The sequence below is a fragment of the Mycobacterium lehmannii genome (genome assembly GCF_001499925.1).
In the GTDB taxonomy this organism is placed as follows: Bacteria; Actinomycetota; Actinomycetes; order Mycobacteriales; family Mycobacteriaceae; genus Mycobacterium; species Mycobacterium lehmannii.
In genome coordinates this window covers 21741-45685 of record NZ_LQIR01000020.1, presented here as the reverse complement: position 1 = coordinate 45685, position 23945 = coordinate 21741, and the positions used below count along the sequence as shown (strand labels likewise).

Here is a 23945-nt window from a genome sequence, read left to right as displayed (position 1 = left end):
ACGCGACGCGGCTCAATCGGCTCCCAACTTGCCTGCGGGTCTGGCTGACCTGGCACGTTCCTGCCGTTAAACTTGCCCGGATGTCCGCCATGCCCGTGAACTGCCTGACCAGCGACGGTCAGGTATGAGCACCGAAGGCGCGCGCGAGTGAGGATCGCAGCGAGGTACGAGCGAGGACCGGAACGAGCGGAAGCCGAGGCATGAGCGACGACGCAGGAGGCGGCAGAACGCCGGAAACCCTGGGCCTGACCGGCCGTCCACCGCGGGACATCCCCGAACCTCAGCCGAAGACGACGCACGGTCCTGCCAAGGTCATCGCGATGTGTAACCAGAAGGGCGGGGTCGGCAAGACCACGTCGACGATCAACCTCGGCGCCAGCCTGGCCGAGTACGGCCGCCGGGTGCTGCTCGTCGATCTGGACCCGCAGGGCGCCCTGTCGGCGGGCCTGGGGGTGCCGCACTACGAACTCGAGCACACGGTGCACAACCTGCTGGTGGAACCGCGGGTGTCGATCGACGATGTGCTGATCCACACCCGGGTCAAGAACCTCGACCTCGTGCCCAGCAACATCGACTTGTCGGCGGCAGAGATCCAGCTGGTGAACGAGGTGGGCCGCGAGCAGTCGCTGGCGCGTGCGCTGTACCCGGTGCTGGACCGCTACGACTACGTCCTGATCGACTGTCAGCCGTCGCTCGGCTTGCTCACCGTGAACGGCTTGGCGTGCAGCGACGGTGTGATCATCCCCACCGAGTGTGAGTTCTTCTCGCTGCGCGGCCTGGCTCTGCTCACCGACACCGTCGACAAGGTCCACGACCGGCTGAACCCGAAGCTGTCGATCAGCGGCATCCTGATCACCCGCTATGACCCGCGCACCGTAAACTCACGCGAAGTCATGGCCCGGGTTGTGGAGCGTTTCGGTGACCTCGTGTTCGACACCGTCATAACCCGCACGGTGCGCTTTCCCGAAACCAGCGTCGCCGGCGAACCGATCACCACATGGGCGCCGAAATCCGGTGGGGCGCAATCGTATCGATCTCTGGCTCGCGAGGTCATCCACCGGTTCGGCGCGTGAATGACCCGGTGACGGAGACCGAAGCCGCGACGACCCCGGATTCGGATGACGCTCCCCAGTCGGGTTTCCAGGTTCGGCTCAGCAATTTCGAGGGCCCGTTCGATCTGCTCTTGCAGCTGATCTTCGCCCACCGCCTCGACGTCACGGAGGTGGCGTTGCACCAGGTGACCGACGAGTTCATCGCCTATACCAAGGCGATCGGCCCCCAGCTCGAACTCGACGAGACCACCGCGTTCCTGGTGATCGCCGCGACGCTGCTCGATCTGAAGGCAGCGCGGCTGCTGCCGGCCGGGGAGGTGCACGACGAAGAGGACCTCGCCCTGCTCGAGGTGCGTGACCTGCTGTTCGCCCGCCTCCTGCAGTACCGCGCGTTCAAGCACGTCGCCGAGATGTTCGCCGAACTGGAAGCCGCCGCGCTGCGCAGCTACCCCCGCGCGGTGGCGCTGGAGGAGCGCTACTCCGAGCTGCTGCCCGAAGTGATGATCGGTGTGGACGCCGAGGCCTTCGCCCAAATCGCCGCGGCGGCGTTCACGCCGCGGCCGGTTCCGACGGTGAGCACCGAGCATCTGCACCATGCGGCGGTGTCGGTGCCCGAGCAGATCGGTAACCTGATGGCACTGCTGGAGAGCCGCGGGATCGGGCAGTGGGCGTCTTTCCGGGACCTGGTCGCCGACTGTGAAGCGCCGATCGAGATCGTCGGGCGGTTCCTGGCGCTGCTCGAGCTGTACCGGGCTCGGGCGGTAGCATTCGAACAACCTGAAGCGCTTGGTGTGCTGCAGATTTCGTGGACCGGCGAGCGCCCGACACACCAACACCTGGCGGTGGAAGAAGATCAGTATGGATAGCGAAGACCACGACAACCTCGACGAGGTCGCCAAGGACCTCGACCACGAGGACGTCGCGGCCGACGCCACCGATCTCGGGATCGACGTCGCCGAACCGCCCGAACTGGAAGACGGTGAACTCGGCGCGGTGCTCGAAGCGCTGCTGCTGGTGGTCGACACCCCGGCCCCCGTGGAGCAACTCGCGCTGGCCATCGAACAGCCGCCGTACCGCGTCGCGGCCAAGCTGCAGGCGATGGCCCAGGAGTACACCGCCCGCGACAGCGGTATCGACCTGCGCGAGGCCGGCGGCGGCTGGCGGATGTACACGCGCTCTCGCTACGCCCCGTACGTGGAACGGCTGCTCCTCGACGGGGCGCGCTCCAAGCTGACGCGCGCGGCGCTGGAGACGCTCGCCGTGGTGGCCTACCGGCAGCCGGTGACTCGCGCCCGGGTCAGCGCGGTGCGCGGCGTCAACGTCGACGCGGTGATGCGCACGCTGGTCGCCCGCGGCCTGATCACCGAGGCGGGCACCGATCCCGACACCGGCGCAGTGACGTTCGCCACCACCGAACTGTTCTTGGAGCGGCTGGGGCTGACATCGCTGGCCGACCTGCCCGACATCGCGCCGCTGCTGCCCGATGTCGACGTGATCGACGACCTCAGCGAAACCCTCGACGAGGACCCGCGTTTCATGAAACTCAGCGGTGCTCCGGCGCCCGAGAAGCCGCTGTCCTTCGACGTGGACACTGATGCTCATGGCTGAGCCTGAAGGCGTGCGGCTACAGAAAGTGTTGTCGCAGGCCGGAATTGCGTCGCGCCGGGTCGCCGAGAAGATGATACGGGACGGTCGCGTCGAGGTCGACGACCGTGTCGTCACCGAATTGGGCACCCGTGTCGACCCCGAGGCCTCGGTGATCAGGGTCGACGGGGCGCGGGTGACGCTCGACGACACACTGGTACACCTGGCGATCAACAAACCAAGGGGCATGCATTCGACGATGTCCGACGACCGGGGACGCCCGTGCATCGGTGACCTCGTCGAGCACCGGGTTCGGGGTAACAAGAAGCTGTTTCACGTCGGCAGGCTCGACGCCGACACCGAGGGGCTGATGCTGCTGACCAACGACGGGGAGCTGGCCCATCGGCTGATGCACCCCTCGTTCGAAGTGCCCAAGACCTACCTGGCCACCGTGCTGGGCGCCGTGCCACGCGGTGTGGGCCGCGAACTGCGCAACGGCATCGAACTCGACGACGGACCGGCGCGGGTCGACGATTTCGCCGTCGTCGACAAGGTGCCCGGCAAGACACTGGTGCGGGTCACCCTGCACGAGGGCCGCAAGCGGATCGTGCGTCGGATGCTCGCGGCGGTCGGCCATCCGGTGCAGGAGCTGGTGCGAACCGACATCGGCACCGTCGCGCTCGGTGATCAGCGCCCTGGCAGCATCCGGGTCCTGACGCAGAAGGAGCTCGGCGAGTTGTACAAGGCGGTCGGCCTGTGACGTCGCTGGTCATCGCCGTCGACGGTCCTGCGGGAACTGGGAAGTCAACGGTATCAAGGGGTTTGGCGCGCGCACTGAACGCACGCTATCTGGATACCGGCGCGATGTACCGGATCGTCACGCTGGCCGTGCTGCGTGCCGGTGTCGACCTCACCAACACCGAAGCTGTTGCGGCGACGGCCGCGAACGCCGAACTGGCGGTCGGCTACGACCCCGACGAAGACCGTTCTTACCTTGACGGCGAAGATGTTTCGACCGAGATTCGCGGCGACGCGGTGACCAAGGCGGTGTCGGCGGTCTCGGCGGTGCCCGCCGTGCGCACCCGGCTCGTCGACCTGCAGCGCAAGCTGGCCTCCGGTCAGGACAGCGTCGTCGTGGAGGGCCGCGACATCGGCACAGTGGTGCTGCCCGACGCCCATCTCAAGATTTTCTTGACCGCGTCGGCCGAAGAGCGTGCCCGCCGCCGCAACGACCAGAACAAAACGAGCGGTCTGGACGACGACTACGAGGCGGTGCTGGCCGACGTCAAGCGGCGCGACCACCTCGACTCCACGCGGGCGGTGTCGCCGCTGCGGCCCGCCGATGACGCCGTCGTGGTCGACACCAGCGCGATGACGCAGCCCGAGGTGATCGAGCATCTGAGAAACCTCGTGCGGGAGCGAGCGGGAGCGCAGCGATGAGCGAGGACGGAACCTGGGTCGACGAAAGCGATTGGGAGATCGCAGAAGACTCGGCAAGAGATATAGCCGAGGCCATCGAGGAGGCCGCGACGGCACCGCCCGTCGTCGCCGTCGTCGGGCGACCGAACGTCGGTAAGTCGACGTTGGTGAACCGGATCCTGGGCCGGCGCGAAGCCGTGGTGCAGGACGTACCGGGGGTGACGCGCGACCGGGTGTCCTATGACGCGTTGTGGTTGGGCCGCAGGTTCATTCTGCAGGACACGGGCGGTTGGGAACCCGACGCCAAGGGTCTGCAACAGCTGGTTGCCGAGCAAGCGTCGGTGGCGATGCGGACAGCCGACGCGATCATCTTCGTCGTCGACGCGGTGGTCGGCGCCACCACTGCCGACGAGGCGGCAGCGAAACTGCTGCAACGCTCCGGTAAGCCGGTGTTCTTGGCGGCCAACAAGGTTGACAGCGAGCGCGGGGAAGCCGACGCCGCCATGCTGTGGTCGTTGGGTCTGGGGGAGCCGCACGCGATCAGCGCGATGCACGGCCGAGGCGTGGCCGACCTGCTCGACACCGTGATCGACGCCCTGCCCGCGGTTTCGGAGATGTCGGGCGGCGGGGGCGGGCCACGCCGGGTCGCATTGGTGGGCAAGCCGAACGTGGGCAAGAGTTCGCTGCTGAACCGGCTGGCCGGTGATCAGCGCTCCGTCGTCCACGACGTCGCGGGCACCACCGTCGATCCGGTCGACTCGCTGATCGAGATGGACGGCAAGCTGTGGCGGTTCGTCGACACCGCGGGTCTGCGCCGCAAGGTCGGGCAGGCGAGCGGGCACGAGTTCTACGCGTCGGTGCGCACGCACGGCGCCATCGACGCGGCCGAGGTGGCGATCGTGCTGATCGACGCCTCGCAACCGCTGACCGAACAGGACCAGCGCGTGCTGTCGATGGTGATCGAGGCCGGCCGGGCGCTGGTGCTGGCGTTCAACAAGTGGGATCTGGTCGACGAGGACCGGCGCTACCTGCTGGACCGCGAGATCGACCGCGAGCTCGTGCAGTTGCAGTGGGCGCCGCGGGTGAACATCTCGGCCAAGACGGGCCGCGCGGTGCAGAAACTGGTACCGGCCCTGGAGAAGTCGCTCGAGTCGTGGGACACCCGCATCTCCACGGGGCGGTTGAACACGTTCTTCAAGGAAGTGGTGGCGGCCCATCCGCCGCCGGTGCGCGGCGGTAAGCAACCGCGGATCCTGTTCGCCACGCAGGCGACGGCTCGCCCGCCGACATTCGTGTTGTTCACCTCGGGGTTCCTGGAGGCGGGTTATCGGCGGTTCCTGGAGCGGCGACTGCGCGAGACGTTCGGCTTCGAGGGCAGCCCGATCCGGATCAACGTGCGGATGCGCGAGAAGCGGGGACCCCGCTCTCGGTGATTTGTGGACGTCCAGCGACGTTAGGCGCCGCTGCCCCTCCCCAAACAGACGATTAGCCTTTCCCAAGTGCCCGTCGTCGACATGGTCCTCATCGCGCTGGCGGGTCTGGGAGCGGGCGCGATCAACACGCTCGTCGGCTCCGGCACCCTGATCACGTTTCCCACCCTGGTGGCGTTGGGCTATCCGCCGGTGACGTCGACGATGTCGAATGCCATCGGTTTGGTGGCCGGCGGGGTGTCGGGCACCTGGGGATACCGCCGCGAACTGCGGGGCCAGTGGCACCGGCTGCGGTGGCAGATCCCGGCCTCGTTTGTGGGTGCGGCGCTGGGCGCGTGGCTGCTGCTCAATCTGCCGGAGACGGTGTTCGAGCAGGTCGTGCCCGTGTTGCTGATCGCGGCTCTGGTGCTCGTGGTCGTCGGCCCACGGATCCAGTCGTATGCGCGGGCGCGGGCCGAAGCGGCCGGGCAGTCCGCCGAGCACGTGTCGCGGTTGCAGTTGGCCAGCGTCGTCTTCGCGACGTTCGCGGTCGGGGTCTACGGGGGCTACTTCACCGCCGCTCAGGGGATTCTTCTCATCGCGGCGATGGGCGCGCTGCTCCCCGAGGACATGCAGCGCATGAACGCCGCCAAGAACCTGCTGTCTTTGGTGGTCAACATCGTTGCCGCGGTGGCGTACACCTTGGTGGCGTTCGACCGGATCAGCTGGGTAGCGGCGGGCCTGATCGCGGCCGGTTCGTTGGTCGGCGGCTTCCTCGGGGCCCGCTACGGTCGCCGACTTTCGCCCAACGCGCTGAGGGCGGTGATCGTGGTGGTGGGAATCATCGGGCTGTATCGATTGCTGACCCTCTAGAGCAGTTCTGTATGGTTAGTCGAAGTTGACTGACCAGGAAGGGGAGCCGGGTGGCCGAACGCCGATTCCGCACCGCGCCGTCTGCCCTCTGCGCTCTCGAGCCGTTCTGGCCGTCACGTCGGATCATCGCCTTTGACGAGTGGTGTCGCGCGCGCATCTGATTTCGCGCCCACTGTCCGTCTGGTCGGCCCGCCGCGCTGACCACTTCTGAAAGCAGTCGAACCTGTGCGTTCGCTTCTGATATTCACGCTCGTCGGTGTCGGAGCGCAGCTGGTGGACGGCGCGCTGGGCATGGCGTTCGGCGTGACCGCCTCGACGCTGCTGGTGCTCAGTGGCCTCGGAGCTGCCCAGGCGAGCGCCGCGGTGCACCTGGCCGAGGTCGGCACGACGCTGGCCTCGGGTCTGTCGCACTGGCGGTTCAAGAACCTCGACTGGTCGATCGTGCTGAAGCTGGGCCTGCCCGGTGCGATCGGGGCGTTCGGAGGTGCGACCGTGCTGTCGTCGCTGTCGACCGAGCATGCCGCCCCGTTGATGGCGGGGATCCTGGTCGCGATCGGAATCTACGTGCTGTTGCGGTTCTCGCTGCGCAACCCTCCGGTGATGCGGCACGGTGAAACACCGCATACGGCGAGGTTCCTCAGCCCGCTGGGGTTGTTCGGTGGTTTCATCGACGCGTCCGGTGGCGGCGGCTGGGGCCCGGTGACGACGAGCACGTTGCTGTCGCGCGGTAAGACGCCGCCGCGCACGGTGATTGGCTCAGTCAGTGCCTCGGAGTTCCTGGTGGCGGCGTCGGCCTCGGTCGGTTTCGGTATCGGGTTGCGCGAGGAGTTCGTCGAGAACCTGCCGGTGGTGCTCGGACTGGCCGTGGGCGGCGTGGTCGCCGCCCCGTTCGCCGCGTGGCTGGTGAGCCGGATCCGGCCCGCGCTATTGGGCACGGCCGTCGGCGGTGTCATCGTGTTGACCAACAGCCAGAAGCTGGTGCACTACTTCGGTATCGAATGGCCGTGGTCCTCGGCGGTGTACACGCTGATCGTAATCGGCTGGGCGGCAGCGCTTTACGTGGCGTGGCGCTACCGGCGCATCGTGGAGCCGGCCGCCACCGCGGCGGAGGTCGATGCGGTGCCCAGCGCCGCTCGCTAGGCGTTCGTGGGCGCTAATTTATCCATCAGTAGCCTCTGGTAGGCCACGGAAGACACTTCTGTCGATCCGAAAGTTCAGATATGCCGACAGCCGGATGGCGGTCAAGCCTCCCACGACCGCGACTGGAATCAGGTAGTAGTCGAAGTCGCCGTCGACGATAAAGAAGTAATCGACCTCCTCGGGGTCATACGCCGTGCGCATCGTGCCGGTACTGGAGATCCAGACCGTCCACGAAGATCCTTGCTTCACCGTCGTCGTCTTGACCTGTACGCGTTTGATCGCGTCGTCCATCGAAACGAGCAGGTCGTAGCGGCACGGTTCCAAGGGCCATGAGACGTAGTATCCGCATAATTCAAACCACGCCCCAGCCATCAGGGAGCCGGCCCGAGCCAGGTTGCTGTGCCGCGGTCGCATGTCCGCAGTTGCAAGGTTCACCTTCTTTGAGGCGCGAAGGTGCGTGGTGTCGAGGCCGAGCCGCGCCGCGTGGCCGCGAATGGTAGTTGTGCTCGAACCGCCCGCTAGCCCGAGCTTTTCGGCAACCTGTGTCCAATTCGAAGCGGAGGTGACCGCCGCGACGAGTTGCCCGTCGGTCCAGCGTCGCTGGCCCGTGAAGTGGCTGTAGTCAAGGCCGAGGCGGTCGGCATGCAGGCGGACTGAACGCATGGCAGCGGCGGAGGTAGCCGACATTCCGAGCGTACGGAGGACGCCACGCCACGACCTAGATGCGCGGATCGCTGTTACCAACTGCGGATCTGAATACCGCCGCATGCTGCAACATTACTGGTCGCGTCCCATGATGCGTCACAACCTTGCGGTCGGGCTGACAGGATTTGAACCTGCGACCCCTACACCCCCAGTGTAGTGCGCTACCAAGCTGCGCCACAGCCCGCTGATCCACCGAGACATCTCGAGGGACGAGGGAACGATACCCTAGCGGTCGCCCGCAGCACGAAACGATCCCCTCTCATCAAGAACGACGCGGTCTTTCAACCCAGGACTGCACAGAGGGTGGAGCCGCAGATGCAGCGTGATCGGCTCGCGGAAATCTAGCCGCTGACTATCCGTCACGTCACCAGCGAGCGGCCACCTTCTCGGCGATCTGTTTGGCGATGCGCACCGCCGAGTCGCCCGGGTTGGCGCTGCACGTGTTCACGTCGATGACGATGTTGTTCTCCAGCGCGACGGCGTGCCCGCAAGCCCACCCCGGCGCAGCGGCGTTCTGCAGAGTCGCGACGGTGCTCAGCACGTCGTCGGCGTGGGTGATCGGCCCGACCGTCCACTTCGTCCCGCTCTGCAGGTGCGTGTACTCGTGGCAGGCCGGCCACTGCTGTGCGGAAGCATCGAGAAAAGCACTGGCCTTCTTCACCAGCGGATACAACACGACGGCCTGCTTCACGTAGTGCGCGAACTTATCTCCGTCGTTGAGGCTCTGGTCCCGCGAGGCTTGGAACCCGCTGCCGGCGTACACCGGCGCCTCGGCCGCCCCGTCGATACCCAGGCACTCCTGCGGCTCCATCGTGGCGCTGTTGTCCGACATCGAACTCAGAGCGCTCGTGACCACCATGTTCGTCGCGCCCATCGCGGCGTTCAGCTCATCCGCCGTCAACAGCAGCTCGTCCAGTTCGCGCTCCACGAGTGGGCGCGGAATCAACGTGCGCGTGGGCGTGGTCGTGACCGCATTGCCGACCGAGCTGGCACACCCGGCGACCAGAAGACAAACCATCGCAGCACCGAATGCTGTCACTGGTTGGCGCATGTGTTCCTCCCCAGGGCAGCCGTCTCCAACCCATCAGCGCAGCAATGTCCCCTATATCGCCGCGCGTGGAGCCATCGTGCAACAGGGAAGCCGTCGACCGTACGAAGTACCGCGGTGTTTCTGATAACGATGGGCGCTGCTTCTGATAACGATTGATGCGTCGCGCAGCGCTGCGACCCAGCTGGAAACCAACAACGGGCGAGGTGGATGCCCCGGCAGCGTTGTGCGAGAGAGGGATTCAGTCGCCGCTGAGCAACCTCAGTCCGACTTCTTGTCGTCCTTGTCCTCGTCGTCGTCCTGGTCGTCGTCGTCGTCCTCGTCGTCCTGGTCGTCGTCGTCCTCGTTCTTGTCGTCGTTCTCGTCCTTGTCAGACTCGTCGTCATCATCCGAGTCGTCGGAGTCGTCCTCATCGCGGGACCGGGAGGAGTCGTCGAGCTTGTCTGCGAATTTCGTCAGCGCCCGTGCGAGCTGGCGCGCTTCATGCGGCTCAACTGAATCCCCGAACAACAACTCACCATCGTCATTGGTGCGTTCGAGGTAAACCCTGTTCTCCTTGGCCGCGACGTTCCACTGGCCGGACTCGGGCTCTGCCATCGTTGTCGCCTTTCGCAGGTGGATTTTGGCCTCGTATACCCACCCAGATTCGCTGTCACGCAACAAACGACGCGGCGGCGCACATTGGTTTCAAAGGCAAGGAGTCGACCGTGTCGGCCCTTACCGCCGGGATAGGAAAACCTCCCCATACGCGAACGGATTCTGGCTTCGCGGCGATTACGGAGCCCCCCGTTGACTCGCAATCATTTCTGTCAACACCCCGCACCACCCCGAGAGGACAACCACATGACCACCACCCACGCTCGCCGGACCCGACTCCAGTACGCCGCCACGCTCATCGGCGCCCTGGCCGTCTTCGTCTTCGCCCCGGCGACCGCATATGCCGTCGACAACGAACCCACACCCGGCGGCGGCGGATGCACCTACACCGACGCCGACGGCTACGACATCCCGATCGACGACGGGCAGGACGTCTTCGTCGACGGCAAGCTCGTCTCCTGCCGCGGCGGCAAGATCGTCATCACCACCGCACCCCAGCGCAATCCGGCCAGCGTGCGCCCGGCGCTGCCGGCCGGCAAGCTCCCGGTGCTCACCCGGCTGCCCTGACCCCTCCCAACAATCGGCCCCCCCCCTCACGGGGGGGGGCCGATTCAATGCGAGACGGGCGAGGACGCACCGTGTTCGACACGGCTGCGTCACGTAGTACTACTCAAGCGGCGCCGCGGCCCGCCGGGGCATGCTGAACTCATGACGCTCACCAAGCCTCTGTCCGGCGCCGACGAACTGGCCGCCGACACCCCGCCGACCCGCGACCGCGCCGTCGACGTCGCCCGCCTGGCCGCGCTCATCGTGGTCATGTTCGGCCACTGCGCGCTGCTGCTGGCGACCATCGACTCCGGCGGCGTCCGCATCGGCAACATCCTCGGAGAGATTCCGGCACTCACCCCGGTGACGTGGATCGTGCAGGTCATGCCTCTGTTCTTCCTCGCCGGAGGCGCCGCGGGGGCATATGGCTGGCATGCAGGCAAGTGGTGGGGCACGTGGCTGGTCGCGCGTGCGCAGCGATTGTGCCGGCCGGTGTTCTGGTACCTCGCGGCCTGGACCATCGGACTGCTCGCGGTGCGACTGACCCTGGGTTCGGACTCCGCCGCGGACCTCGGTCGCGAGTCCGTCGCGCTGCTGTGGTTCCTGGGCGTGTACCTGGTCGTGCTAGCCTTCGTCCCCGCTCTGACCCGACTGTCGACGGGCCGCCAGCTCGCGGTATTGCTGGCCGGTCTGCTGGCAGCGGCCACGGCCGTCGACAGCATCCGGCTCTCGGTCGGTGCTCCGATGGCCGGAGTCGCGAACTTCGTCATCGTCTGGCTCATCCCGGTCGCGCTGGGCGTCGGGTACGCGCGACGGTTGATCAACCCGCGCGTCGCGCTCGTCGTGGGCGCCGGTGCGCTCGTCGCGCAGACAGTGCTGGCGATGGTCGGGCCCTACGAGGTGTCGCTCGTCGTCACCGGAACCGAGCACCTGTCGAACGTCTCGCCGCCCACCCTGCTTCTCGCGTTGCACTGCACCTGGGTGTCCGCCGGGTTCATCGCCTGCGCAGGGGCGATCCAGCGGTGGGCTGAGCGCCCGCGGGTCTGGTACGTCGTCGCGGTCGGCAACGGGGGAGCGATGACGCTGTACCTGTGGCACATCGTGGCGATCGCCATCGCCGCATTCTCACTGCACGCAATCGGACTCGATGCCTATGACGTTGACGCACCGTACTTTTGGGCACTGCTCGCACTTCGCGCCGCCGTGTTCGCCGTCGTCATGTTCGCCCTGTTCCGACTGCTCTCGCCGCTCGAGCATCGCCGCCTGCCGTGGTGGGACGCACCAGTGGGCGCCACCGGGCCACGGTCAGTCGCGGCCGGTGTGCTGATCGTGCTCGCGGGCGTGGCGATGGTGCTGCTGGCCAAGAACGGGCTGACAGGAACCTTCGGCTGGACGATGCTGGGTTGCTTTACGGCGTCGGCTGTTTCGGCGCGGGCCATGGCACGGGCCTAGGCTTTGCCCTCACCCGCTGCGGCCACCAGAACCACCGGCCGAGCAGCGCAGCGATCGACGGCGTCATGAACGCGCGGATCACCAATGTGTCGAAGAGCAGACCCATGCCGATCGTGGTGCCCATCTGCGCCACCACGGTCAATTCGCTGACCACCATCGACATCATCGTGAACGCGAACACCAGGCCCGCCGCGGTCACCACCGATCCGCTGCCACCCATGGCCCGGATGATCGCGGTGTTGACCCCCGCCGGCAGTTCCTCCTTCAACCTGGCCACCAGAAGCAGGTTGTAGTCGGCGCCCACGGCCAACAGGATGATCACCGCCATCGCCATGACCATGAACTGCAGCTCGATGCCCAGAATGTGCTGCCACACCAGAATCGACAGACCGAAGGACGCCCCGAGCGACAACACGACCGTGCCCACGATCACCGCCGCGGCGATGACGCTGCGCGTGATGATCAACATGATGGTGAAGATCAGCGCCAGCGCAAGGATGCCCGCGATCATCAGGTCGTAGTTGTTGCCCTCCTGCATGTCCTTGAACGCTGCGGCAGTACCGCCGACGTAGATCTTGGCCCCTTCGAACGGCGTGCCCTTGATCGCCTCTTTCGCAGCCTGCTTGATCGCGTCGATGCGATCGATGCCGTCGGCGCTGAGCGGATCGCCCTCGTGCTGGACGATCATTCGCACGGCCCGACCGTTGGGAGAGATGAAGTTCTCCATGCCGCGCCTGAATTCCTCGTTGTCGAAGATCTCGGGCGGCAGGTAGAACGTGTCGTCGTTCCACGAGTCGTTGAAGGCATCGCCCATCGCCGACTGGTTTTCGCTCATGGCGGCCTGCTGATCCTGCAGGCCTCCTTGAGAAGCGTGCATCGTCAGCATCATGGTCCGCATGGTGCGCATCGACTCGATCTGCTCGGGCATCAGCGCCAGCAGCTGCGGCATCAGCGCATCGAGTCGCTCCAGATCCGGAATCAGGTCCTGGACGTTGTCGGTCAGCTTGTTCGTGCCGTCGATGGTGTCGAAGATCGACCGTACCGTCCAGCAGACCGGGATGTTGAAACAGTGCGGTTCCCAGTAGAAGTAATTGCGGATCGGACGCATGAAGTCGTCGAGATTGGCGATGTGATCCCGCAATTCGGCGGTGTCGGCGACCATGGTCTTGGTCTTCTGCACCATGCTGTGCGTGGTCGCGTTCATCTCACCCATCAACGCCATCATCCGCGTCATGGTGTCGATGTTCTTCTGCATCTCGTCGGCCTGCACCAGCATGTCGGCCATCCGGTCCTGGGTGTACTTGCGGTTCAAGTCCTGGCCGACGCCGCCGAGGCTCATTTGCGCTGGGATGGTGCTGAATTCGATGGGTTTGCCGTTGGGGCGGGTGATGGTCTGGACCCGCGAGATGCCCGGCACCCGAAAGACCGCCTTGGCGATCTTGTCGATCACCAGGAAGTCCGCCGAGTTGCGCAGGTCATGATCGGTCTCGATCAGCAGCAACTCGGGGTTCATGGTGGCGGGGGAGAAGTGCCGTTCGGCAGCGGCGAAGCCCTGGTTTGCGGGCAGATCGGCGGGCAGATACAGACGGTCGTTGTAATTGGGCTGGTACCCGGGCAACGTCAACAAGCCGACCAACGACAACGCGACGGTCGCGAGCAACACCGGCCCGGGCCAGCGGACGATCGCGGCGCCGATCTTGCGCCAACCACGGATGCGCATGGCGCGCTTGGGTTCCAGCAGGCCGAAACGGGTCGCGATCGTGATTATCGCCGGGCCGAGCGTCAGCGCGACGAACACCGCCGTGGTCATACCCACCGCCAGCGGGACACCCAGCGACTGGAAGTACGGCAGCCGGGTGAACGACAGGCAGAAGGTGGCGCCGGCGATCGTCATACCCGAGCCCAACACCACATGGGCGGTGCCGCGGAACATGGTGTGGAACGCCGACTCCCGGTCCTGACCCAGCGTGCGAGCCTCCTGGTACCGCCCGATGAGGAAGATCGCGTAGTCGGTGGACGCCGCGATCGCGAGCGTCACAAGTAGGTTCGTCGCGAACGTCGACAGCCCGATCAGGTCGTGGTACCCGAGGAATGCCACCACTCCGCGCGTGGCCGCCAGCGCCAGGAAGACCATCACCAGTGTGATGAGCATGGTGCCGATCGACCGGTAGACCAGCAACAGCATCGTGATGATCACGGCGAACGTGGCGTACTCGATGATGCGAATGCTGCGGTCGCTGGCGATCTGCTGGTCGGCGACGAGGGCGGACCCGCCGGTGACGAAGACCTTCACCCCCGGTGGAGGCGGGATGCTGTCGACGATGCTCTTGACGGCTTCCACGGACTCGTTGGACAGCGCCTCGCCCATGTTGCCGGCCAGATAGGCCTGGACGTAGACGGCCTTGCCGTCGGCGCTCACGGCCGCGGCTTCTGTCAGCGGGTCGCCCCAGAAGTCCTGGATGTGCTCGACGTGCTTGTCGTCGGCTTCGAGCCTGTCGATGAGTTCGTCGTAGTAGCGCCGCGCGTCGTCGCCCAACGGCTGCTCGCCCTCGAGGACGATCATCGCCGAGCTGTCGGATTTGAATTCTTCGAAGATCTGGCCGACGCGCTGCATCGCGATCACCGACGGAGCCTCCGACGGGCTCATCGACACCGAGCGCATCTGGCCGACGACCTCGAGCTGCGGCACGGTCACGTTGAGCAATGCGATCAGCGCGATCCACCCGACGATGATGGGTAGGGCGAGCCGCCGGATCCACTTGGCCAGCGCAGACCGTTCGGAATGCGCGGCGTGTTCGGTTGAAGGCGCGGTGGGAGCGCTCACCAGGAATTCACCTCGGCGGAGCTCCTCCCTAGGGGTGTTAGGACCGCCTTAGTTCCTACCAGATGTGGGCCTTGAAACGGTAGTCAGATCCGCCCTGCAGCGAACTCTGCAGCTTGGTTAACCAATCCGGCCTGGACATAGGCGACGTGTGCGCCCATGTCGCGTCCGCCCTCGAAGCAGATCGGGTCGTTCGGGACACACAGGTCGATCGTCTTGGCCGCGTAGTCGGACCCCACCGACGGCAGCGGCCCGGGCGACAGCCGATCGGCAAAGCTGCTGCGCGGACCGCCGAACAGGGCGACCGCGGCGACGTGCGGAACGACCGTCGGCGCCATCTCGGCGGTGGCGACGTCCATCACCGCTGCACCCTGGGAGTAGCCACCGAGCACCATCCTGGTGGCGGGGCAGCCCGCGGCCATCGATTGCACGTGGGCACGGGTGTCCTCGGCGCCTGCACGGGTGCTCACCGCAAAGTCGCGACTGGCGGGATAGTCGACGGCGTAGACACCCACCGACCGGTCACCCAACCGCGACCGCACCGAGTCGACGAAGGCCTGTCCGATTCCGCCCACTCCCGGCGGCTCGGTGGTTCCGCGCGCGAAGACGATTTCGACCTCCGGGCACGGGGCCGCCTGGGCAGCGGGGACACCGATCAGTGCGGACAGTGTGATCGCGACGGGCAGGAGGACCGCGCGGCCGGCGAATGTGCTCATACGGGTATTTCGCCGCGCAGGACCAAGACGTGACATCACACCGCACGCCGTCAACGAGACGTCAACGGAGCGAACGACGAGCAAAACGGACCGATGACGGGTCGCTAGGCGCCCGCACAGCTTTCAAGATGCCGAGCACGGCGAAGCAAATTATGCTCGCTTCGCTGATCTTGACCGCGCAGTGCGGGTCGGCGGAATCCGGCCGGGAAGCGAGGCGACGTGGACACGGTGCTCGGCCTGTCGATGACATCGACCGGTATCGCGTGGGTGCTGGTCGAAGGCGAGGGCGCCGACGCGAAGACGGTGGATCACGACCACTTCACCGTCGTCGCCGACGTCGCCACCGACGGCGACATCTCCACCCACGAAGCAGCGGTGCGGGGCGCGCGGGCGATCGCGTCCGCCACCGGCCATCGGATCGACACGGTCTGCATGACGTGGAGCGCCGATGCCGGCGCGAAGGCCGAACTGCTCCGGAACTCGCTGTCCGACATGGGGTTTGCGAAGGTGGCGACGGTACGGATGGCGGACGCCGCTCGAACGTGGGCCCGCATGCTCGAGTCCGGTGAATTCGACGACGTCCAGGTCGCGCTGGCCTGCGGCGCCGCACTGTCCAGACCGGTACTCAGTGCTGCCGCGCCGTCCACACCGGTAGGGAAGTCGACGCCGCTGCGCTCCCGGCGTCGGTTGAGTCCGCACGGCCGGGCCGCGCTGGTCCTCGCGGCGGGCGTGATCGGCCTGTTCGCCTTCGGTCCGGAACTCGCCCGCTGGGATTCGCCGGACGCCAGGGGCGACCGTTCGGCCGAGACCGCGCCGATGACTCCGGCGGCCGCGGTGTCGGACGCCGGCCCGTCGATCAGCGTCCATGCCGTGCCGTCGGCGCCCGTCGTCCCGATCGTGGTGAAACAGGTGATTCCGCGACCGGTACCGGCACCGGCCGCGGTCGCATCACCCGAAGCGGTATCCGACGTCGCCACCGACACCGCCGTCGCTCCGGAGGTCACCGCCCAACCGGCCGCGGAAACGGCGGCGCCGGTGGCCGACCTACTTCAGGAATCGACCGCGACAGTCGTTGTGGCGCAAACAGCTCCGGCAGCGACAAGCCCGGCGCCTACTGCGCCGCCGCCGGCGTTCGTGCCGCCTCCGGATCCGATTCAGGCGGCGTTGAGCCCGCTGTTCGGCGGGTTGCCCTGACCCGCGCTACGGCGCAGTGGTCCAGTTCCAGATCTCGGGCTGGCTCGGCGGGTAGTTCATGCACACGTCGGTCGCGTGCGCGACGACACCCTTGTTGTTGAAGAACAACTTGGCCCAGTTGCCCCACCGGGTGGCCATCTGCTCGTAGAACACGTTGGTCGCGGTGTTCTCCGCGTACTGCCGGCGACCTGCGTAGTCCAGCGAGAAGAACCAATAGATCCGGTCGCGGGCGCCCTTCTGCACGTCCGCGGGCCGGTTCCGGTAGTCGATCATGTAGCGCTCGAAGTAGAACGGGTCCTCATCGCGAACGGCGGCCATGTACTGGTCGACCGTGCAGGTGGTCCTCATGATCCGGTTCGGGATCGGGTAGTCGTCGGTGGCGTCGGCGGCTGCGGTGGCCGGGAAGATCATCGCCGCGCAGCCGAAGGATGCCAGCGCAATGGTGGCTTTACGAAACACTTTCGGACTCCTAGCTCTACCGGTTACGGGCTTGATCGAGGGTCGGAAGCAGGTCGGGGCAGTAGAAGCGCAGCGCTCCGGCGAGGAACTTCCACGACTGGTCGGTGCTGTTCTGCCCCCGCGCCAGCTGCTTTTGGACGAACTGTGCCGAGGCGAAAGCATCGCGGTCGACACCTTTGCGTATCCGCTTGCAGGTGATCTTGCCGATCCAGGCGTTGTAGTCCTTCTGCCCGTAGATGCCGTACGTGTGCAGCTCGTTGCTGAAGTCGGTGTCGATGTCCTGCGCTTGGGCGGGTGCGGCCAGCACCAGCGCCGCCGCTGCGGCAGCAACCCCACTGATCAGTCGTTTCATGACTGTGCTCCTTCCCCCCCTGACGGCGTCAGTTCCCTCGGTTTCGGCCACGGTACAGGCACTGGACGTTCTCGCACCCGCTGTGGCCACCAGAACCACTTACCCATGAGCGCCGCGATGGACGGCGTCATGAATGCCCGGATGACAAGAGTATCGAACAACAGGCCGAGCCCGATGGTCGTTCCGACTTGTCCGATCACTGTCAATTCGCTGACGGCCATCGACATCATCGTGAACGCGAACACCAGACCTGCCGAGGTCACGACCGAACCGCTGCCACCCATCGCCCGGATGATCCCGGTCCTGATGCCGGCGTGCAGTTCTTCCTTGAGCCGCGACACCAAGAGCAGGTTGTAGTCCGCTCCGACGGCCAGCAGGATGATGATCGCCATCGCCATGACCATCCAGTGCAATTCGATGCCCAGGATGTGCTGCCAGATCAGGATCGACAAGCCGAACGACGCGCCGAGCGAGATCACCACGGTGCCAACGATTACCGCGGCGGCCACCACGGCGCGGGTCAGGATGAGCATGATCGTGAAGATCAGCGCCAGCGCGAGGATGGCCGCGATCATCAGGTCGTAGCTGTTGCCGTCCGACATGTCCTTGTAGACCGCGGCGGTGCCCGCCAGATAGATCGTGGAGCCCTCCAGCGGCGTGCCCTTGATGGCCTCCTTGGCGGCCTGCTTGATCGCGTCGATGCGCGCGATGCCCTCGGGGGTCATCGGGTCACCGTCGTGGGCGATGATGAAGCGCACCGACTTACCGTCCGGAGAGATGAAGTTCTCCATGCCCTTCTTGAACTCTTCGTTGTCGAAGACCTCCGGCGGAAGGTAGAAGGAGTCGTCGTTCATCGACGCGTCGAAGGCATCACCCATGGCAGTCGAGTTCTCCTGCATGGCTGCCATCTGGTCCTGCAGACCCTTTTGCGACGAGTACATCGTCAGCATCATCGTCCGCATCGTCTTCATCGTTTCAATCATCGGCGGCATCAGCGTGACCATCTGCGGCATCAACTGGTCCAGCCGCTCCATATCGGGCAGCAGGTCCTGGATGTCGTCGGTCATCGTGTTGATGCCGTCGAGGGTGTCGAAGACCGACCGGAACGCCCAACAGATCGGGATGTTGAAGCAGTGCGGTTCCCAGTAGAAGTAGTTGCGGATCGGCCGGAAGAAGTCGTCGAAGTTGGCGATGTTGTCGCGCAGCTCGGCCACGTCGACCGTCATGTCCTTCATCTTCGTGACCATGCTGTGCGTGGTCGCGGCCATCTCCTCGGTGAGCTTGGACATCCGCTCCATGTTCGCGATGGTCTTGGACATCTCGTCGGCCTGCACCAGCATGTCGGCCATCCGGTCCTGCAGGTACTTCTGGTTCATCTGCTGGGTGGTGCCCTGCATGCTGATCTGGAACGGAATCGACGTGTGCTCGATGGGTTTCCCGTCGGGCCGGGTGATGGCCTGCACGCGCGAGATCCCGGGCACGCGGAAGATCTGCTTGGCGATCTTGTCGATGACCAGGAAGTCGGCGGAGTTGCGCAGGTCGTGATCGCTCTCGATCATCAGCAGCTCGGGATTCATCCGCGCCGGCGAGAAGTGCCTGTCGGCCGCCGCGTATCCCTCGTTGGCCGGCAGATCGGCGGGCAGGTAGTTGCGGTCGTTGTAGTTGGTCCGGTACCCCGGCAGCGCGAGGAGGCCGACCAGCGACAGGGCCACCGTCGCGACCAGGATCGGTCCGGGCCACCGCACGACGGCGGCGCCGACCTTGCGCCAGCCGCGCACCCGCATCGCCCGTTTGGGTTCGAGCACCTTGCCGAACCGGCTGGCGACACTGATGATCGCCGGCCCCAACGTCAGCGACGCGATCACCGAGGTCACCATGCCGACAGCCAGCGGCACACCCATCGTCTGGAAGTACGGCAGCCGCGTGAAGCTGAGGCAGAACAGCGCGCCTGCGATCGTCAGACCGGACCCCAGCACCACGTGCGCCGTGCCGTGGAACATCGTGTAGTACGCGGTCTCTCGGTCTTCTCCGAGTCCGCGCGCCTCCTGATAGCGGCCGGTCAGGAAGATCGCGTAGTCGGTTCCCGCGGCGATCGCCAGCGTCACCAACAAGTTGGTCGCGAACGGAGAGAGCCCGATGATCTCGTGGTAACCGAGGAACGCCACCATGCCGCGGGCGGCGGCCAGCTGCAGGACGACCATCACCAACGTCAGGATCACGGTGATGATCGACCGGTACACCAGCAGCAGCATCGTGATGATGACCGTGAACGTGAGGGCCTCGATGACCCGCATGCTGCGGTCGCTGGCGATGTGTTGGTCGGCGGCCAGTGCGGCCGGACCGGTCACGAACACCTTCACGCCGGGCGGTGGCTGCATGCCCGCGACCAGGTCCTGGACCGCCTCGACCGATTCGTTGGCCAGCGCCTCGCCCTGGTTACCGGACAGGTACACCTGCACGTAGGCGGCTTTTCCGTCGCTGCTCTGCGCGCCGGAGGCGGTGAGCGGATCGCTCCAGAAGTCCTGGACGCTTTGGACGTGCTTCGTGTCGGCTTCGAGCTTGGCGACCATCTCGCCGTAGAAGGCGCGGGTGTCTTCCCCGAGGGGTTGCTCACCCTCGATGACGATCATCGCCGAGCTGTCGGAGTCGTACTCCTGGAAGACGTGGCCGACGCGCTTCATCGCGATCATCGACGGCGCGAAGTCCGGGCTCATCGAGACCGCGCGCTCCTGGCCGACCGTTTCCAGCTGCGGCACAGTCACATTGAGCACCGCGATGAGCGCGATCCAGCCCAGGATGATCGGGACCGCGAACGTGCGGATCGTCCGTGGGATGAAGGGCCGCCTCGCGCGGCGAACGGGAGGCAAGGCGTCCGTCGGGGCCTCGTTTGTCGGTGAGGTCATGCGGATTTCACAAAGCAGAAGGTTTGGGCGTTCACGCCAGTGGAGGTTCTTTCGTCCTTGATCTCGTCATCGACGGTGATTCGGCAGGTGATGGTCTGGCCGTCTCCCTGAGCGACGATGTTGGGCGCGGCCGACGGCGCCGTGGTCTGAAGGGTCAACGACCAGGGCAACGACGCGCCGTCGATGCGCTGCGGCCTGGCGTCGAGGTCCAGATAGTTGATGTCGGCATACGAGCCGGTACCGAAGATCTCGTATTTGATGACCTTCGGGTCGAAAGGTTCGGGGTCGTCAGCGAACACCCGAGGGGTGACGATGACGCCTTCGGCGCCGAAGAAGGTCCGGATGCGACTGACCGTGAAACCCGCGATGGTCACCACGACGATGATGACGATGGGCAGCCAGACCTTTCTCGCCTTCCGGAGCATTACTGCGTCCGCCCGATGCAACCCATATCCGCCCTCAAGTCGTATTCGTCGTTGTGCATGCGTCTGTACGTAACTTAGCCCGTATAAGTTCTCATTGAGCCCTAGGTTAACTCAAGTCAGAGTGCTGCTGGTCACCCGCGCGTCGACGGTGTGAGCCAGGTCACGACGACTTGATTTCGAAGCGGTTCAGGTAGCGCTCGATGAACGCTTCCGCCTCGGCATGACCTCGGGTTATGCCGAGCCCCCGTTCGAGAAGGACGAAGCGGGCCAGGCTGGTGACGATCATAGACATGACCACGGGCGGGAATGCCTCGACGTCGGCGCCGTGGGCCTTCATCGCCGCGGCCACCACGCTTTCTTCGACCCCTCCGAACCGCTCGGCGTAGGCCGCGATCTCACTGCGGATGTCCTTGCGGTGATTGGCCAGTGCCATGAACTCCATGAAGAGCCGCGCACCGTGGGTGCTGTTGAGGCGCCACAGCGCGTGCAGGGGTTCGTCGGCATCGGCGGCTTCTCGCTGACGGGACAGGTTGGCCTCGGCGCCTTCGCGCAGCACGGCAAGGAACAAATCGTCCATGCTCGGGAAGTAGTAGTGCACCAGCGCGGGCTTCACCCCGGCCCGGGCCGCCACCCTCCGAGACGTGGCTGCGGCGTAGCCCTCTTCGAGCATGACCTGGGCGGTGGCCTCGATCAGGGCCGAGCGAGCGGTCGACTCGCGTCCACCCCTTGACCGCTCGCCGACGGGGCTGCTAGACATGGCGCCAGCCTAGATGTTGGGCGATCGCCCAACAAGCGAGGGGAGCTGCGGCGATGGCGGGTCGGGTAGCAGGCAAGGTCGCGTTCGTCACCGGTGCGGCACGCGGTCAGGGACGCAGCCACGCGGTGCGGCTGGCGCAGGAGGGCGCCGACGTCATCGCGGTCGACATCTGCCGAGGTTTCGAGGACTCGACCGCACCGGCAGCCACTCCCGAGGACCTCGCCGAGACCGCCGACATGGTCAAGAACCTCGACCGACGCATCGTCACGGCCGAAGTCGACGTCCGCGACTTCGACGCGCTGAAGTCCGCCGTGGATAACGGCGTGGAACAACTCGGTGGCCTCGACATCGTCGTGGCCAACGCCGGCATCGGCACCACCGGCGTGAAGCTGCACAAGATGGCCGAGGACCGCTTCGACGAGACGATCGACGTCAACCTCAGCGGCGTGTGGAAGACCGTCAAAGCGGCGGTGCCACATCTTCTGGCCGGCGGCCGGGGCGGATCGATCATCCTCACCAGCTCGGTCGGCGGCACCAAGGCCTACCCGCAGGTGGGCCACTACATCGCCGCGAAGCATGGTGTCGTCGGGCTGATGCGCACCTTCGCCGTCGAACTCGGAGCGCACTCGATCCGGGTCAACAGCGTGCACCCGACTCATGTGTGCACCCCGCTGTTGATGAACGAGCCGACCTACCGGCTGTTTCGTCCGGACCTGGAGAACCCGGGACCTGACGATCTCGCGCCGATCTGCCAGTCGTTCCATTTCCTTCCGATCCCGTGGGTGGAGCCGGTCGACATCAGCAACGCGGTGCTGTTCCTCGCCTCCGACGAAGCCCGCTACATCACCGGCGTGACTCTGCCCGTCGACGCCGGCAGCCTCCTGAAGTAGGGGAGAACCGATGACAGCTGTTGACGAGAAGGCCCACGGCAGCGCCGTTTACTACGACCCGTACCGGGTGGACATCGTCGCCGACCCGTATCCGACGTATGTCCGCCTGCGGGAGGAAGCGCCGCTCTATTACAACGAGTCCTACGACTTCTGGGCGTTGTCGCGCCACGACGACGTCGAGCGGGCGCTGCTCGACTGGCAGACATTCTCCAACAGCCGCGGCGACATCCTCGAACTCATCCAGTCGGAGTTCGAGATGCCCAAAGGCGTGATGATGATGGAGGATCCGCCGGTACACACGAGGCTGCGCGGCCTGATGTCGCGGGTGTTCACCCCACGTCGGATGGCCGAGCTCGAGGACCAGATCCGCCAGTACTGCGTCAACTGCCTCAATCCGTTGGTCGGCGCCGAGCGGTTCGACATCATCGCCGAGCTCGCGTCGATGATGCCCATGCGCGTCATCGGGATGCTGCTCGGCATCCCCGAATCGGAGCAGGTGACGGTGCGCGACGCCAACGACGCGAGCCTGCGCACCAAACCCGGCTCACCCATGAAGGTGGTACGGGCGGACAAGATCGCCGACGGCAGCATCTACGCCGAATACGTCGACTGGCGCGCAAAGAACCCCTCGGACGACTTGATGACCGCCCTTCTCAACGTCGAGTTCGAGGACGAGAACGGCGTGACGCGCAAGCTCACCCGCAAAGAGGTCCTGCACTACACGCAGGTGGTCGCGGGCGCAGGCAACGAGACCACCGGCCGGCTCATCGGCTGGCTGGCCAAAGTGCTCGCCGAGCACCCTGATCAACGCCGCGAGGTCGTCGCGGACCGGTCGTTGTTGCAGCGTGTGGTCGACGAGACGTTGCGGTACGAGCCGACCGGTCACAACGTGGCGCGCTTGGTCACAAGGGATTTCGAGGCGCACGGGCGGACCGTGCCGGCCGGCAGCGCGATACTCCTGATGTTCGGGGCGGCCAACCGGGACCCGCGCCGCTACGACAATCCGGACACGTTCGACATCCACCGGGACAACATCAGCCACATCACGTTCGGCAAAGGGGTGCACTACTGTCTGGGCGCTAACCTCGCCCGGTTGGAGGGCCGCGTCGCCCTCGACGAGCTGCTCAACCGGTGGCCGGAGTGGGACATCGACACCGAGACCGCGCGGCTGGCGCCGACGTCGACGGTCCGCGGCTGGGAGCGGCTCGACGTCGTATTGCCCTGAGGCGAGCAGCTTTGGGGACTTAACGGGTTGATCGCACGTACCTGATGCGTGCGATCAACCCCTTAGAGGGTTTCTCTGGAGCCGGCGGTTTGCGACGGCGTCGTTTGGGGCAAGCTCGTCGCATGAGCAAGATCATTTCTCGTGCAATGGTCCTCGCCGCAGCTGCCGGCCCGATCGCGGCATTCTCGATCGCAACCTCGGCAACCGGTGCGGCGCAACCCCTCGACTGCCCGAACGGGTGGTGGGATCCGGTCGCGAACGTGTGTCGCGGTCCGGTGGCGACCGCCCCGCTGGCATGCGCACCGGGCGAGTACTGGAATCCGATCTCCAACGTGTGTCGCCCACTGGGCCAGTACTAGTCGCGATCCGGCCAGACTG

At 65.9% G+C, this 23945-nt stretch carries 24 protein-coding genes and 1 tRNA gene; 14 read left to right on the top strand and 11 right to left on the bottom strand.

Annotated elements, in window-relative coordinates; translation table 11 throughout:
- Window positions 1-200 precede the first annotated feature (200 nt).
- The 8 genes from AU192_RS12405 to AU192_RS12370 all read left to right on the top strand — a co-directional run bounded on the left by AU192_RS12405 (window position 201) and on the right by AU192_RS12370 (window position 7477).
- Window positions 201-1073, top strand: coding sequence for a ParA family protein (locus AU192_RS12405; RefSeq protein ID WP_064396504.1), 873 nt, complete (start codon window positions 201-203; stop codon window positions 1071-1073).
- An 8-nt stretch (window positions 1074-1081) separates the two neighbouring features.
- On the top strand, window positions 1082-1918 hold the full coding sequence (locus tag AU192_RS12400) for a segregation/condensation protein A (RefSeq protein WP_064396540.1): 837 nt from the start codon (window positions 1082-1084) through the stop codon (window positions 1916-1918).
- Entirely contained in the window at window positions 1911-2660 is a 750-nt protein-coding gene (scpB, locus tag AU192_RS12395; protein WP_082695003.1) for an SMC-Scp complex subunit ScpB, read from the top strand. Before AU192_RS12400 ends, scpB begins: the two co-directional genes overlap by 8 nt.
- Complete coding sequence (locus tag AU192_RS12390) at window positions 2653-3396, top strand: pseudouridine synthase (RefSeq protein ID WP_064396502.1); 744 nt, start codon at window positions 2653-2655, stop codon at window positions 3394-3396. Before scpB ends, AU192_RS12390 begins: the two co-directional genes overlap by 8 nt.
- Window positions 3393-4076 (top strand): (d)CMP kinase, encoded by a 684-nt coding sequence (gene cmk / locus AU192_RS12385; RefSeq protein WP_064396501.1) that lies wholly within the window; start codon window positions 3393-3395, stop codon window positions 4074-4076. Before AU192_RS12390 ends, cmk begins: the two co-directional genes overlap by 4 nt.
- Window positions 4073-5488: a ribosome biogenesis GTPase Der gene (gene der, locus AU192_RS12380; RefSeq protein ID WP_064396499.1), complete on the top strand. Its 1416-nt coding sequence runs from the start codon at window positions 4073-4075 to the stop codon at window positions 5486-5488. The genes cmk and der overlap by 4 nt, the downstream gene beginning before the upstream one ends.
- 81 nt (window positions 5489-5569) lie before the next feature.
- Window positions 5570-6337, top strand: coding sequence for a sulfite exporter TauE/SafE family protein (locus AU192_RS12375; RefSeq protein WP_082693728.1), 768 nt, complete (start codon window positions 5570-5572; stop codon window positions 6335-6337).
- 225 nt (window positions 6338-6562) lie between these two features.
- Window positions 6563-7477, top strand: coding sequence for a sulfite exporter TauE/SafE family protein (locus AU192_RS12370; protein ID WP_064396496.1), 915 nt, complete (start codon window positions 6563-6565; stop codon window positions 7475-7477).
- Between the two features lie 18 nt (window positions 7478-7495).
- On the opposite strand, the gene AU192_RS12365 is transcribed toward AU192_RS12370, so the two are convergent.
- The 4 genes from AU192_RS12365 to AU192_RS25430 all read right to left on the bottom strand — a co-directional run bounded on the left by AU192_RS12365 (window position 7496) and on the right by AU192_RS25430 (window position 9827).
- Window positions 7496-8164, bottom strand: a complete 669-nt coding sequence (locus AU192_RS12365) for a group I intron-associated PD-(D/E)XK endonuclease (RefSeq protein ID WP_064396494.1) — start codon at window positions 8162-8164, stop codon at window positions 7496-7498.
- 128 nt (window positions 8165-8292) lie between these two features.
- Window positions 8293-8366, bottom strand: a tRNA-Pro gene (locus AU192_RS12360).
- A 180-nt stretch (window positions 8367-8546) separates the two neighbouring features.
- Window positions 8547-9233: a sensor domain-containing protein gene (locus AU192_RS12355; protein WP_064396492.1), complete on the bottom strand. Its 687-nt coding sequence runs from the start codon at window positions 9231-9233 to the stop codon at window positions 8547-8549.
- Between the two features lie 258 nt (window positions 9234-9491).
- Window positions 9492-9827, bottom strand: coding sequence for a hypothetical protein (locus AU192_RS25430; RefSeq protein ID WP_064396490.1), 336 nt, complete (start codon window positions 9825-9827; stop codon window positions 9492-9494).
- Between the two features lie 246 nt (window positions 9828-10073).
- On the opposite strand from AU192_RS25430, the gene AU192_RS12345 reads away from it, so the two are divergent.
- The gene (locus tag AU192_RS12345) at window positions 10074-10394 is read left to right on the top strand and encodes a hypothetical protein (protein ID WP_064396488.1); all 321 of its coding nucleotides are present in this window, start codon (window positions 10074-10076) and stop codon (window positions 10392-10394) included.
- Window positions 10395-10535: 141 nt separating this feature from the next.
- On the top strand, window positions 10536-11825 hold the full coding sequence (locus tag AU192_RS12340) for an acyltransferase family protein (RefSeq protein WP_064396486.1): 1290 nt from the start codon (window positions 10536-10538) through the stop codon (window positions 11823-11825).
- Here the strand turns inward: AU192_RS12340 and AU192_RS12335 are convergent.
- The gene (locus AU192_RS12335; RefSeq protein WP_064396484.1) at window positions 11782-14649 is read right to left on the bottom strand and encodes an MMPL/RND family transporter; all 2868 of its coding nucleotides are present in this window, start codon (window positions 14647-14649) and stop codon (window positions 11782-11784) included. The genes AU192_RS12340 and AU192_RS12335 overlap by 44 nt on opposite strands.
- An 83-nt stretch (window positions 14650-14732) precedes the next feature.
- Window positions 14733-15362 (bottom strand): cutinase family protein, encoded by a 630-nt coding sequence (locus AU192_RS12330; RefSeq protein ID WP_064396482.1) that lies wholly within the window; start codon window positions 15360-15362, stop codon window positions 14733-14735.
- 219 nt (window positions 15363-15581) lie between these two features.
- On the opposite strand from AU192_RS12330, the gene AU192_RS12325 reads away from it, so the two are divergent.
- A complete protein-coding gene (locus AU192_RS12325; RefSeq protein ID WP_064396480.1) occupies window positions 15582-16556 on the top strand; it encodes a DUF7159 family protein in 975 nt (324 codons plus the stop codon).
- A gap of 6 nt (window positions 16557-16562) precedes the next feature.
- On the opposite strand, the gene AU192_RS12320 is transcribed toward AU192_RS12325, so the two are convergent.
- The 5 genes from AU192_RS12320 to AU192_RS12300 all read right to left on the bottom strand — a co-directional run bounded on the left by AU192_RS12320 (window position 16563) and on the right by AU192_RS12300 (window position 21365).
- A complete protein-coding gene (locus tag AU192_RS12320) occupies window positions 16563-17015 on the bottom strand; it encodes a DUF5078 domain-containing protein (RefSeq protein WP_416171919.1) in 453 nt (150 codons plus the stop codon).
- A 16-nt stretch (window positions 17016-17031) separates the two neighbouring features.
- Window positions 17032-17367, bottom strand: a complete 336-nt coding sequence (locus AU192_RS12315; RefSeq protein ID WP_064396478.1) for a DUF732 domain-containing protein — start codon at window positions 17365-17367, stop codon at window positions 17032-17034.
- Window positions 17364-20270, bottom strand: coding sequence for an MMPL/RND family transporter (locus AU192_RS12310; RefSeq protein WP_064396477.1), 2907 nt, complete (start codon window positions 20268-20270; stop codon window positions 17364-17366). Before AU192_RS12310 ends, AU192_RS12315 begins: the two co-directional genes overlap by 4 nt.
- On the bottom strand, window positions 20267-20695 hold the full coding sequence (locus tag AU192_RS12305; protein ID WP_064396475.1) for an MmpS family transport accessory protein: 429 nt from the start codon (window positions 20693-20695) through the stop codon (window positions 20267-20269). The genes AU192_RS12310 and AU192_RS12305 overlap by 4 nt, the downstream gene beginning before the upstream one ends.
- Window positions 20696-20855: 160 nt before the next feature.
- Complete coding sequence (locus AU192_RS12300; protein WP_064396532.1) at window positions 20856-21365, bottom strand: TetR/AcrR family transcriptional regulator; 510 nt, start codon at window positions 21363-21365, stop codon at window positions 20856-20858.
- Between the two features lie 140 nt (window positions 21366-21505).
- On the opposite strand from AU192_RS12300, the gene AU192_RS12295 reads away from it, so the two are divergent.
- The 3 genes from AU192_RS12295 to AU192_RS12285 all read left to right on the top strand — a co-directional run bounded on the left by AU192_RS12295 (window position 21506) and on the right by AU192_RS12285 (window position 23926).
- Window positions 21506-22342, top strand: a complete 837-nt coding sequence (locus AU192_RS12295) for a mycofactocin-coupled SDR family oxidoreductase (protein WP_064396473.1) — start codon at window positions 21506-21508, stop codon at window positions 22340-22342.
- A 10-nt stretch (window positions 22343-22352) separates the two neighbouring features.
- Window positions 22353-23567: a cytochrome P450 gene (locus AU192_RS12290; protein ID WP_064396471.1), complete on the top strand. Its 1215-nt coding sequence runs from the start codon at window positions 22353-22355 to the stop codon at window positions 23565-23567.
- Window positions 23568-23689: 122 nt separating this feature from the next.
- Complete coding sequence (locus AU192_RS12285; RefSeq protein ID WP_064396469.1) at window positions 23690-23926, top strand: hypothetical protein; 237 nt, start codon at window positions 23690-23692, stop codon at window positions 23924-23926.
- Window positions 23927-23945: the final 19 nt, after the last annotated feature.

Coding starts and splice junctions, on each gene's coding strand:
- AU192_RS12405 (WP_064396504.1), top strand. CDS start 201: ATGAGCGACGACGCAGGAGGCGGCAGAACGCCGGAAACCCTGGGCCTG.
- scpB (WP_082695003.1), top strand. CDS start 1,911: ATGGATAGCGAAGACCACGACAACCTCGACGAGGTCGCCAAGGACCTC.
- AU192_RS12390 (WP_064396502.1), top strand. CDS start 2,653: ATGGCTGAGCCTGAAGGCGTGCGGCTACAGAAAGTGTTGTCGCAGGCC.
- der (WP_064396499.1), top strand. CDS start 4,073: ATGAGCGAGGACGGAACCTGGGTCGACGAAAGCGATTGGGAGATCGCA.
- AU192_RS12375 (WP_082693728.1), top strand. CDS start 5,570: ATGGTCCTCATCGCGCTGGCGGGTCTGGGAGCGGGCGCGATCAACACG.
- AU192_RS12365 (WP_064396494.1), bottom strand. CDS start 8,164: ATGTCGGCTACCTCCGCCGCTGCCATGCGTTCAGTCCGCCTGCATGCC.
- AU192_RS12355 (WP_064396492.1), bottom strand. CDS start 9,233: ATGCGCCAACCAGTGACAGCATTCGGTGCTGCGATGGTTTGTCTTCTG.
- AU192_RS25430 (WP_064396490.1), bottom strand. CDS start 9,827: ATGGCAGAGCCCGAGTCCGGCCAGTGGAACGTCGCGGCCAAGGAGAAC.
- AU192_RS12345 (WP_064396488.1), top strand. CDS start 10,074: ATGACCACCACCCACGCTCGCCGGACCCGACTCCAGTACGCCGCCACG.
- AU192_RS12340 (WP_064396486.1), top strand. CDS start 10,536: ATGACGCTCACCAAGCCTCTGTCCGGCGCCGACGAACTGGCCGCCGAC.
- AU192_RS12330 (WP_064396482.1), bottom strand. CDS start 15,362: ATGAGCACATTCGCCGGCCGCGCGGTCCTCCTGCCCGTCGCGATCACA.
- AU192_RS12315 (WP_064396478.1), bottom strand. CDS start 17,367: ATGAAACGACTGATCAGTGGGGTTGCTGCCGCAGCGGCGGCGCTGGTG.
- AU192_RS12310 (WP_064396477.1), bottom strand. CDS start 20,270: ATGACCTCACCGACAAACGAGGCCCCGACGGACGCCTTGCCTCCCGTT.
- AU192_RS12305 (WP_064396475.1), bottom strand. CDS start 20,695: ATGCTCCGGAAGGCGAGAAAGGTCTGGCTGCCCATCGTCATCATCGTC.
- AU192_RS12300 (WP_064396532.1), bottom strand. CDS start 21,365: ATGCTCGAAGAGGGCTACGCCGCAGCCACGTCTCGGAGGGTGGCGGCC.
- AU192_RS12295 (WP_064396473.1), top strand. CDS start 21,506: ATGGCGGGTCGGGTAGCAGGCAAGGTCGCGTTCGTCACCGGTGCGGCA.
- AU192_RS12290 (WP_064396471.1), top strand. CDS start 22,353: ATGACAGCTGTTGACGAGAAGGCCCACGGCAGCGCCGTTTACTACGAC.
- AU192_RS12285 (WP_064396469.1), top strand. CDS start 23,690: ATGAGCAAGATCATTTCTCGTGCAATGGTCCTCGCCGCAGCTGCCGGC.